Genomic DNA, 13,794 nt, shown 5'->3' on the forward strand with positions numbered 1-13,794 from the left:
GCAGCGCACCAAAGTTGACTTTGCCCAGCAAATGAAGACTCTGGTGGATGTTTACCGTCCTGATGCCGATTGTATCCGTCTCGTTGTAGACAATCTCAACATCCATCATCCTGGCGTATCCCCACTCGAGAGAAACTCGCTGAGGAAGTCAAGGCTTGGCAGATTGAACGCAATGCTCGAAAAGCCAGGGTCAATTGGAGATTTTCCAGTGCAGATGCGCGCATTCGGTTAGGGCATCTCTATCCAAAATTAAAGCATGCTAACTAGGCAAAGTTTATTTGGTGAACTACTAGACAAGTATGTGTATTGTTTGAGCCTGACTCAACGGGGTGAATCACAGAGTTTTTTCGCAAGCCAGAAATGCAGCAGATCACTGATTACTCCTGCTGAAGAAAGTCCAGCAACAGGGGATTGACCTGATCAGCGTGAGTCCAGTTGATGGCGTGCGGCCCACCAGGAATGACAACCAGTTGACTGTTTTTAATCAGCTTTGGAAGTCTTGCTGCGGTGGACTCAAGCGGCAAAATGCGATCGCTATCGCCATGAATAATCAGAGTCGGCACATCAATGCGGGGCAGATCATCGCGGAAGTCGGTGAGCCAGGAGGGTACACAGTCCAAAGTCCCTTTAGCAGAAGCTCCTGCTGCTACATTCCAACTGGCTTGAATCGCTTCATTGCTGATGCGACCCCGCTTTGCGGGCACTGCTTCGCTATCGCCCAGCAACACGTCCACATTGAAGAAGCCCTGGAAGAATGTAGAAAAGTAGGCTGGACGGTCTTCAACAATCGCTTTCATAATGCCATCGAAGACACTTTGATCAACACCCTCTGGATTGTCGTCTGTCTTTAACAGAAACGGTGGAACGGGAGCCATCAGCACAGCTTTCTGCACCCGCTCTGAGCCGTATTTGCCAAGATAACGTGTGACTTCACCTGTTCCCATTGAGAAACCGACCAGTACGGTATTTTGCAAGTCAAGCTTGGTCATGAGTGTATTCAAATCGGCGGCGAAGGTATCGTAGTCATAGCCAGATGAGGGCTGACTGGAGTTGCCAAATCCTCGGCGATCGTAGGTAATTACTCGATATCCTGCATTCAGTAAAACTAAAACCTGCTTCTCCCAGGAATGTCCGTTCAATGGAAATCCATGAATCAGTACAATCGGTTGTCCTGTCCCAAGATCTTCGTAGTAGAGATCGATGGTTGCAGAGTTTTCTTGACCAACGTAATGTAAGGCATGAGAGGTTTCTCCGTTGTAAATTGATGATGTGTTTTTGTCTGTTGCATCACAATTGTTATGTAGCGATCGAGCACCGTCTTAACAATGCTGTGTTAAGGAGACTTCAAGATGGGGCAAGCATCTATTGCGTATCATCGCTTCAGAACGACAAGAATCCTTCATTGTTGCCTGAGCGCGATCGCCGCGTTTGCCGCCTCTAAGATGGCTTTAATTCTGCTTCGGTAGCCAGCGCGGTACGCACACCAGCATCGAGATTCATACGGTCTATAAACGACCCAAGCTCAGCGACCTGGCCCGCGGTGACAGCGTGGATTGCAACCGGAGCGCGAGAGCCGGGTTCACTGCAGCGCCTTGTTAGGCAGCAAAATCACCGCGCACTCCGGCTGACGCGACGAAACCAGGCCCCACTTGCTGCTCCTGCTAAAGCGATTGTGGAGTAAGCCGCTAAAATAGCGGCTCCAACAGGAATTAACGGACCGCCGGGCAGAAAACAAAGCATATACGTCAGTTGACCAAGAATAATACCGGCATAGTGCGACCAAACATGTTTAGGCCGAGTAAGGCCAACGATAAGGCCAACAATAAGAAGTGCTGCGGAATAATAAAAACCTTTCGCATCCCACGGTTCGACCTGCCCGGATAAAAATGGTGACAAGGCCCAGACCATTGCGCCGCCCACAAACGAGAACAAAAAATTTATCGCTAACTCTCTTTTCATTCTTCACCCTCGCTGCCTAACGACCAAGCTCACCGGACGCAGATAACCTTGAAAACTCAACCGACCAAATTGTAGCGTTCCGGGGCAACGCATGGTTAGGCGTCGTAGGCTGCTATTACACCTCGAACTCCGGCCGGTTCGGAGCAATTTTGATGAGTCCAAGTCCCCTTCTGGCTGAAAGTGCGAGCGGTCGCGAAAGTATCGTCCATGAACTGAAAGTACACGATCTTCCCGTTGCGCACCTTTGCGTGGATCGAGAACGGTGAGGTCACTGCCTTGCTCAGCGAGACCGAGCGGTACGTGAACCTGCCGAACACAGCAACGTTCTCGCCTTCACCGAAGAGGGCGGTAACGGCGAAGTCCTCATGCGTCCACCATTTCGCAACCCGGGAGAACGTATCGATGAACGCTTGGGGACTTTTGGAGGTTCCCGTCCAAGGCAAGATTTGCTTCAGTTCAGGGTTGTCGAAATTCAGGGAAATGTATGTTGCGTCCTCCGCGACGAGCCGTCGGGCAGCCGCCTCGACCTTTTCGGTTGCCGTATTCGCCAGAAACTCTTTGATCACTTCGGTCGGTTGGGTACTCATGGTAACGATTCCTTTCTTTAGTTTTGTGGTGGGGAGGTAGAAGACACTTTGGACATCATCATCAACTCCTAAGTTCTCTTTGTCTTAGTTCACTTGAGTGTAGTCAGTTCAAACACTCAACTTCTTGCAGATTCCTATGGAGTTTCCGATGGAGTTAGCGAACCGATTTCAGTGTTACTCTAGTGAATCGCTTAAAGTGCTGTGTCAAACATTTCGCACTGCTGATCGACTACTGCGCTACATACCCGCCATCTACCATCAATGTTTCACCTGTTGCGAACGATGCCAGGTCAGATGATAAAAACAGGACTGCATTTGCAACTTCAAGCGGTGTTCCAGTTCGTCTCTCTGTCTTGTTACCCTAACGGAACTTAAGTTGAACTATGCCTGCATATTTTAATCGTTCAAGAGTGGCGACATTTGCATTCCAATCAATTCAATGGAGCGCATCAGTTGGGCGTGGTTCATTTGCGCGTTGTCCATTTGAAAAGTTACTCTCGAAATGCCGCCGAGCGATTCGCTGTGACGGCGGATTTTCTCTGCCACTTCTTCGGGACTGCCGACCAGTAACGCGCCGGTTGCGCCGCGCTGCGCGTCAAAATCGGCGCGCGTAACGGGCGGCCAGCCTCTCTCTCTGCCGATTCTAGTGAAGGTTTCGGCGTAGCCCGGAAAGAATTCTTCAACGGCTTGCTCGGTCGTATCAGCGACATAACCGATTGAATGCAATGAAACTTTCAATGCTTCGGGCGCGTACCCAGCGCGCGCTCCGGCATCGCGGTATAAATCTACGAGCGAGCGAAAGCGGTGCGTTTCGCCGCCGATAATGGCGACCACGAGCGGTAGTCCAAGCATTCCGGCGCGGAGGAAGGATTGCGGCGTACCGCCGACCCCGATCCAGATCGGAAATGGCTTTTGCAGCGGACGCGGATAAATTGCTTGGCTTTTCAGCGCGGGGCGAAATTTACCCGACCAATCGACCGTTTCATTGTCCCGAATTTTGAGCAAGAGCTCGAGCTTTTCAGCAAAAATCTCGTCGTAGTCGCCGAGACTAAATCCGAATAGCGGAAAGGCTTCGGTGAACGAGCCGCGCCCGACAACCATTTCGGCGCGACCTTTTGAAATCAAATCGAGCGTGGCGAATTGTTGAAACACGCGCACCGGGTCAGCCGCGCTCAGCACCGTAACCGCGCTGGTTAGACGGATGCGCTCGGTGCGTGCGGCGGCAGCGGCGAGAATAACCGCGTTTGCCGAATCTAAAAATTCATGCCGATGATGCTCGCCAATACCGAAGATATCCAAGCCGGAACGATCCGCCTGCTCTATTCTCTCCAGCAGTTCGGCGACGGACTGCGTGGCATCCGCCGTTTCACCATTTTCACTCGTCCCAACCGAGGCAAAACTGTCAATTCCAACTTCCATATCATTTCCCACGCGTTTTGCGAATGAAATAGACTTAATCCAAAATAGTAGAAAGCCTTGGTGTACGAGTTAAGCTGCTGTTCTCTCGCTCAGCAAAAACGCCTAACTATCGTCAGCTCAGAGGGGGCGCGCTACTACTGTGATCTGAATTATCAGGGAGCGGAATGAATTCAGTTTCACCGGGAACCGCCGGGAAGCGGCGGTCTTGCCAATCTCGTTTTGCCTGCTCGATACGCGTTGAGCGGCTCGACACAAAGTTCCAGTACTTTGTGCGATCGCCCACTGGTGCCCCGCCGATAATCATTGCTTTTGCCTCAGCCCCCGCACTGATATTTACTGATTCATCCGGCGCTAAAACGGCTAGACGATATGGCTCTAAAGGCTTTCCATTTACGAATAGGCCGGATGTGACGCTATAAACTGCCCTTTCTAAACCTTCTATTGGCGCTAGCTGAAATTCACTACCCTCCGTGAAAACGAGCGCTAGGTAAAGAGTAGCAGAGTAGGTTTTAACTGGTGATTGGTGAGACTGGTAGCTACCGGCGATCAAGGTCGCGCTGGTTCCTGTTTGAATCCACCTCGGTAAATCAGTCGCCGGATAATGTGAAAAGCTGGGTTCAACTTCTTCAGCGATTTCGGGGAGGGCAATCCAAGTCTGAATGCCGTGAAGAGTAGATTCTTTCTCTCTAAAGCTCTCGGGCGATCGCTCAGAATGAACAATACCTTTGCCCGCTGTCATCCAGTTCACCTCGCCCGGAAAAATCTCTTGTACTGTACCTAGACTATCTCTATGCAGAAGGCTTCCTTCAAATAAATAGGTAACCGTCGCCAAATTTATGTGTGGATGGGGTCTAACATCGACGCCCTTTCCAGCCGGGAAAATAGCTGGGCCTAAGTGATCAAAGAAGATGAAAGGCCCAACCATTTTTAGGGTTTCACTCGGTAAGATACGCTGTACACTAAACCCACCTAAGTTGTGCTTTTCAGGTGTGATTAATTGCTGAATACTCATTTTTGTACGATCCATTCTTAGTTGACGTTGTGGACGAAGATGCAGTCTTAGTTCTGTTTCATAAGATGGTAAGAAATGTTAGTACGTTGAACACTTTTGCCGATTGGCAAGACCAATAACATTGTTAATGATCATCGTAGGTTCATGGCTGTTCAAGTTGGTGAACTGATAGGGCTAGTGGTCAATCAGTACCAGGATGCTATCTTCTGGACGAAGCAGTCCCTTTAAACCGATTTTTTGATTTTCAGACGTAGCTATAGGTTTCCTTTTAGAGTTCGATGGTTGCAGAACTTTTTTGACTGATGGCAACGTAAGGCAATGAAATCTCCTATGAATGCTGCTTCAGATTCTTGCCTAACTTAAATTAAATGTAATGAGTTCCAAGGCTCGGTTGCTTTCAAATTCTTAGGGTGTTTTGTCAGGTTCTTGTGCAATCAGCTTCAAGACGCAGCGTGGAACCGATCGCTCTGTCGAGGAACGTGCGGATCAAAGCTGCCACCTCTTCCGCATGTGTCTCCAGCGCGAAATGTCCGGCGTCGAGCAGGTGAATCTTTGCATCCGGGAGATCTCGCTGATAAGCGGCGGCACCAGCGGGCAGAAACGCCGGATCATGACGACCCCAGACGGCGAGAAGCGGTGGACGGTGCTCGCGAAAGTAGGACTGGAAGGCTGGATAGAGCGCGACGTTGCTGCGGTAGTCGAGGATCAGATCGAGCTGGATCTCCTCCGCGTCTGGCCGCCCCATGTAGGCGATGTCGAGTTCGTAGCCGTCGGGCGACAAAAGGTTTGGATCGGCTCCGGTACCATACTGCCAGTTCCGGATTGTGTCTGGTGCGAGCGAGGGTCGGCAGGCTTCCCGGTTTGCTGCGCTCGGTTCACGCCAATAGGTTTCCCACGGCCCCCATTCATCACTAAAACCCTCGATGTAGGCGTTGCCGTTCTGCGAGACGATCGCAGATACCCGTTCAGGATGGCGCATCGCCAGACGCAGACCCACTGGCGCACCGTAGTCGAAGATGTAGAGTACGTATTGATCGAGCGACAAAGCAGCGGTGAAGCCCTCGATTACGTCGGCAAGGCGGTCGAACGTGTAGTCGAACGTTCCGCGTGGCGGTACCTTGGTCTGCCCAAAACCAGGCAGATCCGGCGCGACGAGCCGAAAGCGATCGGCGAGCAGAGGGATCAGGTCGCGGAACATGTGGCTAGCGGTCGGAAAGCCGTGCAACAGCAGTATTACTGGCGCATCGCTTGCCCCCGCTTCGCGGTAGAACACTTCGACATCACCAACCTGTCGAAACCCGTAGCGTATTTTCATCTCTTTTCCTTTGATTGCGCGGGTAAAAGTTTTGATCTGCTTCGGACTGAACTGCGACGCTCAGATTTAGAATCCGCCGGCCACATCCACTACATTGCCGCTGATGTAGCCAGTGTCTGAACCTGCGAGGAAGCAAACGGTCGCCACTACCTCCCCCAAGGTTGCGATCCGGCGGATGGCGTGAAGATCCATCGCTTCCGCTGCTTCCGGCAATTTGTCGGCTGCGGCTGTTGCCATGTCCGTCGGCATGATACCTGGCTGCACACAGTGATGTTGCGCGGACCAAGATCGCGCTGGACACCTTTCGCATACCCTACGATCGCCGCTCCTAAACCGCGAGAACCACCCGTTACCAGTGCAACTTTGCCTGCAAGTGTTGTCGTCATGATGGACTCATTTAGATGTATTACTGCTCAATCAAACACTGCGTACTATCGGTACGCCCCTGAGAAACCAACGGCACGGAGAGTGATCGAGTGGATGATGCAGGTCGATCGCCACTTGGTCGCAACATTTCGCACTGTCGATCGACTATTGCGCTACATACCCACCATCTACCATCAACGTTTCACCTGTTATGAACGACGCCAGGTCAGATGATAAAAACAGAACTGCATTTGCAACTTCAAGCGGTGTTCCAACCCGTCCGATCGGGTGGAGTCCTGTTATGTAAGCTTTGACCTCATCCTGCCCACCTGTAACTGCTTCAAACATATCTGTTTCGATTACTGCTGGTGCAACGACATTGATGCGAATACCTGCTTTGGCATATTGGAGCGCAGCAGCTTTTGTTAAACCGACTACTGCATGTTTACTCGCGGCGTAGAGGGGTTGGGTAGGAAATGCAACGACTCCATTCGCAGATGCCATATTGACGATTGAACCACTTCCCTGTTTCAACATCTGAGCGATTTCATGCTTCATCGACAACCAAACGCCTTTGACATTGACATTCATCGTGCGATCGTATTCAGCTTCTGTTTGCTCAATCAATGAGGGATTTTCGCCGACAGTTCCTGCATTATTAAAGGCAATATCTAACCGACCAAAAACACTCACCGCTTTATCAACCATTGCTTCAACATCGGCTTCTTTTGTGACATCTGCTTGCACAAAAATCGCCTCTCCGCCAGCTTCCTGAATCAATCGAACCGTTTCTTCACCTTCATCCATTCGACGACCAACCACCACCACCTTTGCTTGTTGCTGGGCATAAGCGATCGCAGTTGCTCTGCCAATTCCCGATGTGCCTCCGGTGACTAACGCCACTTTATCTTGCAGTATCATTCTGTTTCTCCTATTTCAATTTCATCAGTTTGTATCGGATAAGTTTGTCTCAGCAACTCAGTGACTTGTTGTGCGATCGCAATCAGGGCATGATTAACTGAGGAGTCGCGAAGAGAATCAGTCTGAGGTGTACTTTCATGCCCAGAATTATTCTTGCCTTGTACTAGTGAATGCGTCATAGAACTATCCTCAATGAAATACCGATTTGTAATTGACTAAATCAATACTCAGGAATTCAGTTGTTGGTATGGTAACTGTTGTCATGGTTCAAAAAGTGGCAATTTTGTTCAGTGAAACAGGCAAAATCTAGCCATCAAAATTAGATGGCTTACAGCACTTACAGATAAATCAGATATGAATTGGAAGCAAAGATCGGGGAGCTTACTGACTTGCAGCAATTATGGCAGTCATCAACTCCGTCGTGTTCCATCGCCCGATATACCGACTTCCATTGATAAACAGGGCTGGGGTAATCGTCACTCCACTCTCTATTCCGCCTTCAATATCTTCATTGATGCGATCGACATGCACTTGTTTAGACAACTCTTTGAGAAATTGAGGAATATCAAGCCCTAAATCATTGGCGTACTCGACAAGATAACCGTCCTCCAACCTTTGTTGATGGTCAAATAAGGTATCGCTCATTAACCAAAACTGTCCTTGGGCGGCGGCGGCAACGGCTGCTTGGGCTGCCCGTTGAGCATGGGGATGAATCTGTGCTTGTGGAAAATGACGGAAGAAGAAGCATAAATAATCTTCTCCAAAAGCAGCACTAAGCTCTCGTTTGATCGCTTTAATCAACTTGTAAACGTTTGCACTTCTAGGGCATTGATAGTCTCCATACATCACCAGCACGACTCTTGTACTTAGCACACCTTGCATCCAATCTTGAGTTGAAGGTGGTACAAGTAAAGACCTGTGGCTACGATCGTCGCTCATCTTTCTACATTCGTATCAGACAGGAAACCTTGCAATTAACTTACTCGATCACTTGACTGCATCTCTATTTGCATAAATTCAATATAGAAGATTGCCTTCGAGTCGTCGTCTATAGCGAGTTAAAAGTTTTACAGTACAGATTGATAGAGTTGCTATGCGATCGCAGAGTAGAAGGCTGGTTATAACTTAAGTTAGAATCGGATACACTGATTTGTTTGAGAGTACATCAGTTTGTAGTGACTATCAGAGTAGGTAGTATCATCAGTCAAACGTTTCTCTCCCAATAGGGCGGATTCCCAAATCGTTGAATCAGGAAATCAATAAACACCTGAACACGTCGCGAATGCTTACGACTCGGTAAACACAATGCATAAAAGCAGTTCGTCCAGATTAAATTTAACCTGGACGACTGCTCATTTATAGTTGAACTTTAGTCGCTAGCAGTGTGACCACATCAGCATGAGCTAGCACCACATCGGGGTTACGCTGAAGTGCCATATCATACTTCACAGCAAAGTCATTTCCAACTTCATCAGGTGTGAGTAGAATCTGAACATCAGCAATGAGAGCAGCGATCGCCTCTGAGGTGATAGGCTCATCAGAGTGGATTAACTCATCAATTTGCACAATCAATTCTGAGAGGCGATGCAACCAGGCAAATTGATCGTGATTGATCGCTAGTTGCAGCAATTCACCTTTAGAAACCCGTCCGCGCACCTGTTCGTAACGAATACGCTCTGTATCCAACAACAGTTTATGCAAATGCAATAACTTGATGCGTATATTGGTCAGCAGTTGATGTTGGGTAATGCGGTTTTGAAGCGTGTTAAGCATGAATGTGTCCCATCCTTCCATTTCGGTAATCGTCGATCGCTTGCAGGATTTCGGCTTCAGTGTTCATCACAAAAGGACCATAGCGCACCACAGGTTCATTCAGTGGCATTCCAGCAATTAGCAGTAGATCAAGGGGTTGGGTGGCATCCGCAGGATTAGCGATCGCCACTTCCTCACCATCAGGTGCAAAAATCACCATTTGCCCATCCTCACCCCGTTCCTGCTCAGTGCCAAACAAACCAGACCCATCGAGGACATAGGTAAAGGCGTTGTACTCTTTCGGTACCGGTTGAACCATGCTTGCTCCCGGTTGGAGCGTGAAGTGCAAGTACATAATCGGAGTGCGGGTTTCAATCACCGCTTTCGCCCCCAACGCTTCTCCCGCAATCACGCGCACTGTCACGGACCCATCTTTGGTCTGAGCCACTGGAATCTGCACTGATGGAATTTCCTGATAGCGAGGAGCAATCATCTTGTCCTGCTGCGGCAAGTTGACCCACAGTTGAATGCCGTGCAGTCGCCCACCTGTGCGGGTAAACTCAGCTTCTGGCATTTCGGAATGCACTACGCCTGCCCCAGCGGTCATCCACTGCACATCACCGGGATTGAGCAGTCCGGCATGACCGACCGAATCCTTGTGTTCCAGCCGTCCATCCAGGACGTAGCTGACGGTTTCAAAGCCACGATGGGGATGATCCGGTGCGCCCTTTGCTTGACCGGGCTTCAGATTCACAGGACCCAATTCATCGAGAAGGAGAAACGGATCAAACTCAGAGAAACTGCTCTTAGGAAAGGGACGACGCACCAGGAAGCCTGCTCCTTCAAGCGTTTCTACACTATTAATGATTCCAGCAACGGTTCGGAGTGTTTGAGTTTGAGTTGTCATACAGTTGCCTCCAGGCAGACAGTTTATAAGACTTTTCCTATATATGATTAATCATATACTAACATAGAAGGATATAAATTCTATGGGTAGGGCTTGTCCTCCCTGTTCGTTCGGTAAACCGCCTATGTCTCTTGCCCATGTGATTCTGGGTCTGCTCCAACAACAGGAGCGAACCGGCTACGACCTCAAAACCGAGTGCTTTGACGATTGCATTTCCCATCTGTGGCCAGCAGATCAGGCACAGATTTATCGGACTTTAGACAAACTGGAGTCACAGGCGTGGATTACCTGTACCGTTGAGATTCAGCACGATCGCCCCAATCGCAAGGTTTACCGGATTACCGAAGCAGGCGAAGCAGAGTTAACCCACTGGCTTCAGACGCATCATCCGTTGCCCGTGTTGCGAGAGCCGTTGCTGGTGCAACTCTATTTTGCAGCTCAGTTGCCTAACGAGGCTATCGTGGATTTGCTAAAGCAGGAACTGGAAGCACGGCAAGAAAAGCTAGCCCAGTGTGAGGTGATCGAGGCTCTATCTTTGAGTAATCCGACTGCATCGCGTGAACAAGAACTGCATCGACTGATTTTGGACTTAGTGAAGCAACGGGAACAGACTTATTTAGATTGGTTGGAAAAGGCGATACGTGCTATGCACACGCTGCGCGATCGCAACAATCCGTAGCCAATCAACGTAAATTCCTTTGAATATATTGCGATGGAAAGTCAACAGAAATTCAAGCATTGGCTACGACGCATGGAGGCGGAGAGGTATGTCATCTGCGCCAGTGTTTGCGCCTCGCCATAGCGCCCACGCAGTGCCCGCGCAGGCCCTTCCTGCGGCACGTCGGATGGAGCCAGGTAGATGCTATGCGCAGGCGTGTTTTCTTCCGCAGCGGGCAAGGCGATCCAGAGCTGGAAGCCTTTAACCTGCGTGTCGCCAACGGGGGTGCCTGAGTGCCACACGCCGTTTCCTGCCTTTATCCATTCAACACCGCCAGCCGCCAAAACGCCTTGCTGACCGGTCGTGTCCACATAGCGAAAGTTACCCTGAGTCATGAACGTCAGCGTCGCGATGCCGGAGTGCGGGTGCATGGGGAACCAAGGGTTCCCCACAGTGGTATCAAAACTGGCTAGGTCAAGGAACACGAACGGTTTTAGCAACTCGCCAAGGTCACCAGAACTTTGCGCCGCTCATGGCTGCCATGAACACCATCGGGTCCCAGTACTCGCGGTAATTGACGATCAACCCATTCTTGACAGTCACAAACGTGGCGTAGCTCATTTCATAGGGATTGCCGTTGCTGATCACCCGGCCTGAGACGCTCCATTCGGCAATGGCCATGCTGGGGTCGTCGGTAGCGATGATCTTCAACGTGGGAGTCCGCTGCACGTCAATGACGCTGGGATAGTTCTTCAAATACTTGTAGATAGCCGCTCGGCCCATCAGCTTTCTGGACGCCACGTCGGGCGCGAAGGGGAATTCGACGACGACGTTTTCGTCGCAGAGTTCGGCCCAGCCCTTAATATCTTTGGCTAGGAAAGTGTCCAGACTGCGCTTCAGCAATTGCGCTGCGGTCAGACCCTTGCCAGCCTCTTGCGTGTGTGCGGGTGCGGCGGTGGCGAGCGTGACGTCGCTTGTGAGATGATCTTGTTTCATGTGATTGTGTCCAAGTTGGGGTTGATGATGTTGACTTGCCCCTGCGGCAAATCTCAGAGCTATCGCTCTTTCGGGCGGGGTTGCTTTCACTGATTGCGTACTTCTCTTAGGCCATCCGGGCAGCGATGCTTTCGGCCAGCATCATGGTCGGGAAAGCCGTTGCGACGGAGGGCACGTCAGGCCAGATCGAGGCATCGACGACTCGCAGGCTCTTGACGCCACGAACGTGCCCGTCAATATCCACCACGGCCCCGGCATCGCGCGGTCCGCCCATGGGTACAGTGGAGGTCGGATGCTGATAGCTCTGCACAGAGGTCGCGAGCGCGGCGTTGATCGAAGCGCGGTCGCTCTTTGCCGCGCCCGGCGCCAGTTCTGCACCCACCATATCGGCAAAAGGCTGCTGACGCGCAATGTTCCGGATGACTTCGACACCATCGACCAAGCGCTCGCGGTCACCGCTGTCCGTCAGGAAGCCGAGATCGATGATGGGCGCAGCATAGGGATCACGGCTGGCGATGGTGAGGGAACCCACGGAACGCGGTCTCACGAGCGCAGCGAACAGCAGGAACATCGCGCTGTCGGAAGTCTGCCCACCGTCGGGCAGGGTCGCGGTGCTGATGTTCAGATCTGCCTCGCCGTTCGTCGCGTGGTTGGATGCCGTCCACAGCATTGCGCCGATGGGTGGATACGGAAGGCCTACTGCTTTCTTACAAATCGACCAGACGGTCGGAACCATCGGGTGATCCTGTAGACGGCGACCGACCGGCAGATCGGACACGACCGGGATGTCAAGGCCTCGCAGCACCTCAGAGGGGCCAATGCCGGAACGCATCAGGATCGCCGGGCTGACATAGGTGCCCGCTGAAAGAATGATTTCACCGGCTAGGATGATCGCCCCGTCAGCCAGTCGGACGCCTTGGGCCTGGCCATGCTCCACTAACACGGCATCGACCAGCGTCTCGTCGCGGATGGTCAGATTAGGTCGGGCGCGCACCGCATCGCCCAACAAGGTCATTCCTGTGTTAAGCCTCACACCCATGCGGGTATTCATCACATAGGGACCAACGCCCAGCGGCTGCCCCGTCGTAAAACCCGATGTGCGCTGGTAGCCCGCAGCCAGTGCCGACGCGATGAAGTCGCGATGCTGGTCAGACACTTCTTCATCGCCGAGCTGGTGGATGGGGACGCAGCCGTCGCGGCCGTCGCCGCCAGTGCCGGAGGTACGCTCCAGCGAACGATAGAAGGCCTGCGAGCTTTGCCAGTTCAAGGCGTCGAGGTCATGCGCCTTGGCCCAGCGATCGTGGTCGTATTTCGGCACCCGCATCGCCACTGCACCGTTGATGGCAGACGAGCCACCCAGCACCTTGCCGCGGTTGAGCTGAAGCCTTCTGCCCAGCACGCCAGGCTCGCTGTAAAAGCCCCAGTCGTGCTGCGGATCGCCACCCACTAGGTCCTGGCGGCGGACTGGGTCGGGATAGGCGTTTGGGGGATAGGCCTTGCCCGCTTCGATCAGCAAGACACGGCGAGATGGATCAGCACTCAGGCGATTAGCCAGCACTGCGCCGGCGGATCCGCCACCGACGATGATGACGTCAAACTCTGCTCGGCCAGCGCGCCCAGCAAAGTCTCGGCGGCTCTGTTCTGTTGCGTTGATTGTTTGATTGCCTTTCATTTCATTACTCCTGTAAGGTCTTCTCCGCACGGCACATGCCGCACATTGGGGTGGTATTGGCGCGGAGGACTGGGAGCTCAATGTCACGCACAAGTTGGAAGAGTCCGCTCTGATGAGCAATCAGCAGCAGCACGCTGTCATTGGGATCGATCATTGTGTCGATGGTGTTGCTCATGGGTTTGTCTCCTTTTTGATTCAAATTCAATCAATGTCGTTTTTTCCTAGCTATC

The 13,794-nt window shown here is 51.7% G+C and carries 14 protein-coding genes and 5 pseudogenes; 1 reads left to right on the plus strand and 18 read right to left on the minus strand.

What is annotated here, in order from left to right:
* Window positions 1-377 precede the first annotated feature (377 nt).
* From NDI45_RS28660 to NDI45_RS28725, 14 genes and pseudogenes are all read right to left on the minus strand, one after another.
* Window positions 378-1,262 carry an alpha/beta hydrolase gene (locus tag NDI45_RS28660; protein ID WP_348249817.1) on the minus strand — a complete coding sequence of 295 codons (885 nt, stop codon included), beginning with the start codon at window positions 1,260-1,262 and terminating at the stop codon, window positions 378-380.
* A gap of 346 nt (window positions 1,263-1,608) precedes the next feature.
* Entirely contained in the window at window positions 1,609-1,959 is a 351-nt protein-coding gene (locus tag NDI45_RS28665; protein WP_348249804.1) for a hypothetical protein, read from the minus strand.
* Window positions 1,960-2,054: 95 nt separating this feature from the next.
* On the minus strand, window positions 2,055-2,546 hold the full coding sequence (locus tag NDI45_RS28670) for a nuclear transport factor 2 family protein (RefSeq protein WP_348249805.1): 492 nt from the start codon (window positions 2,544-2,546) through the stop codon (window positions 2,055-2,057).
* 229 nt (window positions 2,547-2,775) lie between these two features.
* Window positions 2,776-2,889: pseudogene (locus NDI45_RS28675) on the minus strand (SDR family oxidoreductase); the annotation flags it as partial.
* A 53-nt stretch (window positions 2,890-2,942) separates the two neighbouring features.
* Window positions 2,943-3,965: an LLM class flavin-dependent oxidoreductase gene (locus NDI45_RS28680; RefSeq protein ID WP_348249806.1), complete on the minus strand. Its 1,023-nt coding sequence runs from the start codon at window positions 3,963-3,965 to the stop codon at window positions 2,943-2,945.
* 112 nt (window positions 3,966-4,077) lie between these two features.
* Window positions 4,078-4,977, minus strand: a complete 900-nt coding sequence (locus tag NDI45_RS28685; RefSeq protein ID WP_348249807.1) for a pirin family protein — start codon at window positions 4,975-4,977, stop codon at window positions 4,078-4,080.
* Between the two features lie 67 nt (window positions 4,978-5,044).
* Window positions 5,045-5,235 (minus strand): annotated as a pseudogene (locus NDI45_RS28690) (hydrolase); the annotation flags it as partial.
* Between the two features lie 160 nt (window positions 5,236-5,395).
* Window positions 5,396-6,292 carry an alpha/beta hydrolase gene (locus NDI45_RS28695; RefSeq protein ID WP_348249808.1) on the minus strand — a complete coding sequence of 299 codons (897 nt, stop codon included), beginning with the start codon at window positions 6,290-6,292 and terminating at the stop codon, window positions 5,396-5,398.
* A gap of 66 nt (window positions 6,293-6,358) precedes the next feature.
* Window positions 6,359-6,618, minus strand: a pseudogene (locus NDI45_RS28700) (SDR family oxidoreductase); the annotation flags it as partial.
* Between the two features lie 205 nt (window positions 6,619-6,823).
* Window positions 6,824-7,579 (minus strand): SDR family oxidoreductase, encoded by a 756-nt coding sequence (locus NDI45_RS28705; RefSeq protein WP_348249809.1) that lies wholly within the window; start codon window positions 7,577-7,579, stop codon window positions 6,824-6,826.
* On the minus strand, window positions 7,576-7,758 hold the full coding sequence (locus tag NDI45_RS28710) for a hypothetical protein (RefSeq protein ID WP_348249810.1): 183 nt from the start codon (window positions 7,756-7,758) through the stop codon (window positions 7,576-7,578). The genes NDI45_RS28705 and NDI45_RS28710 overlap by 4 nt, the downstream gene beginning before the upstream one ends.
* 202 nt (window positions 7,759-7,960) lie before the next feature.
* A complete protein-coding gene (locus tag NDI45_RS28715; protein ID WP_348249811.1) occupies window positions 7,961-8,518 on the minus strand; it encodes a DsbA family protein in 558 nt (185 codons plus the stop codon).
* Window positions 8,519-8,935: 417 nt separating this feature from the next.
* Window positions 8,936-9,352, minus strand: coding sequence for a hypothetical protein (locus NDI45_RS28720; protein WP_348249812.1), 417 nt, complete (start codon window positions 9,350-9,352; stop codon window positions 8,936-8,938).
* Window positions 9,345-10,238 (minus strand): pirin family protein, encoded by an 894-nt coding sequence (locus tag NDI45_RS28725; RefSeq protein ID WP_348249813.1) that lies wholly within the window; start codon window positions 10,236-10,238, stop codon window positions 9,345-9,347. The genes NDI45_RS28720 and NDI45_RS28725 overlap by 8 nt, the downstream gene beginning before the upstream one ends.
* A 124-nt stretch (window positions 10,239-10,362) precedes the next feature.
* Between NDI45_RS28725 and NDI45_RS28730 the strand changes: the two genes are divergently transcribed.
* Window positions 10,363-10,917: a PadR family transcriptional regulator gene (locus NDI45_RS28730; RefSeq protein ID WP_348249814.1), complete on the plus strand. Its 555-nt coding sequence runs from the start codon at window positions 10,363-10,365 to the stop codon at window positions 10,915-10,917.
* Between the two features lie 101 nt (window positions 10,918-11,018).
* Here the strand turns inward: NDI45_RS28730 and NDI45_RS28735 are convergent.
* From NDI45_RS28735 to NDI45_RS28750, 4 genes and pseudogenes are all read right to left on the minus strand, one after another.
* Window positions 11,019-11,417: pseudogene (locus tag NDI45_RS28735) on the minus strand (pirin family protein); the annotation flags it as partial.
* Complete coding sequence (locus tag NDI45_RS28740) at window positions 11,407-11,892, minus strand: nuclear transport factor 2 family protein (RefSeq protein WP_348249815.1); 486 nt, start codon at window positions 11,890-11,892, stop codon at window positions 11,407-11,409. The pseudogene NDI45_RS28735 and the gene NDI45_RS28740, both read right to left, overlap by 11 nt.
* A 106-nt stretch (window positions 11,893-11,998) precedes the next feature.
* The gene (locus NDI45_RS28745) at window positions 11,999-13,564 is read right to left on the minus strand and encodes a GMC oxidoreductase (protein ID WP_348249816.1); all 1,566 of its coding nucleotides are present in this window, start codon (window positions 13,562-13,564) and stop codon (window positions 11,999-12,001) included.
* 55 nt (window positions 13,565-13,619) lie between these two features.
* Window positions 13,620-13,739: pseudogene (locus NDI45_RS28750) on the minus strand (hydrolase); the annotation flags it as partial.
* Window positions 13,740-13,794: the final 55 nt, after the last annotated feature.

This window comes from Leptolyngbya sp. GB1-A1 (assembly GCF_039962475.1).
GTDB lineage: Bacteria > Cyanobacteriota > Cyanobacteriia > Elainellales > Elainellaceae > Leptolyngbya_A.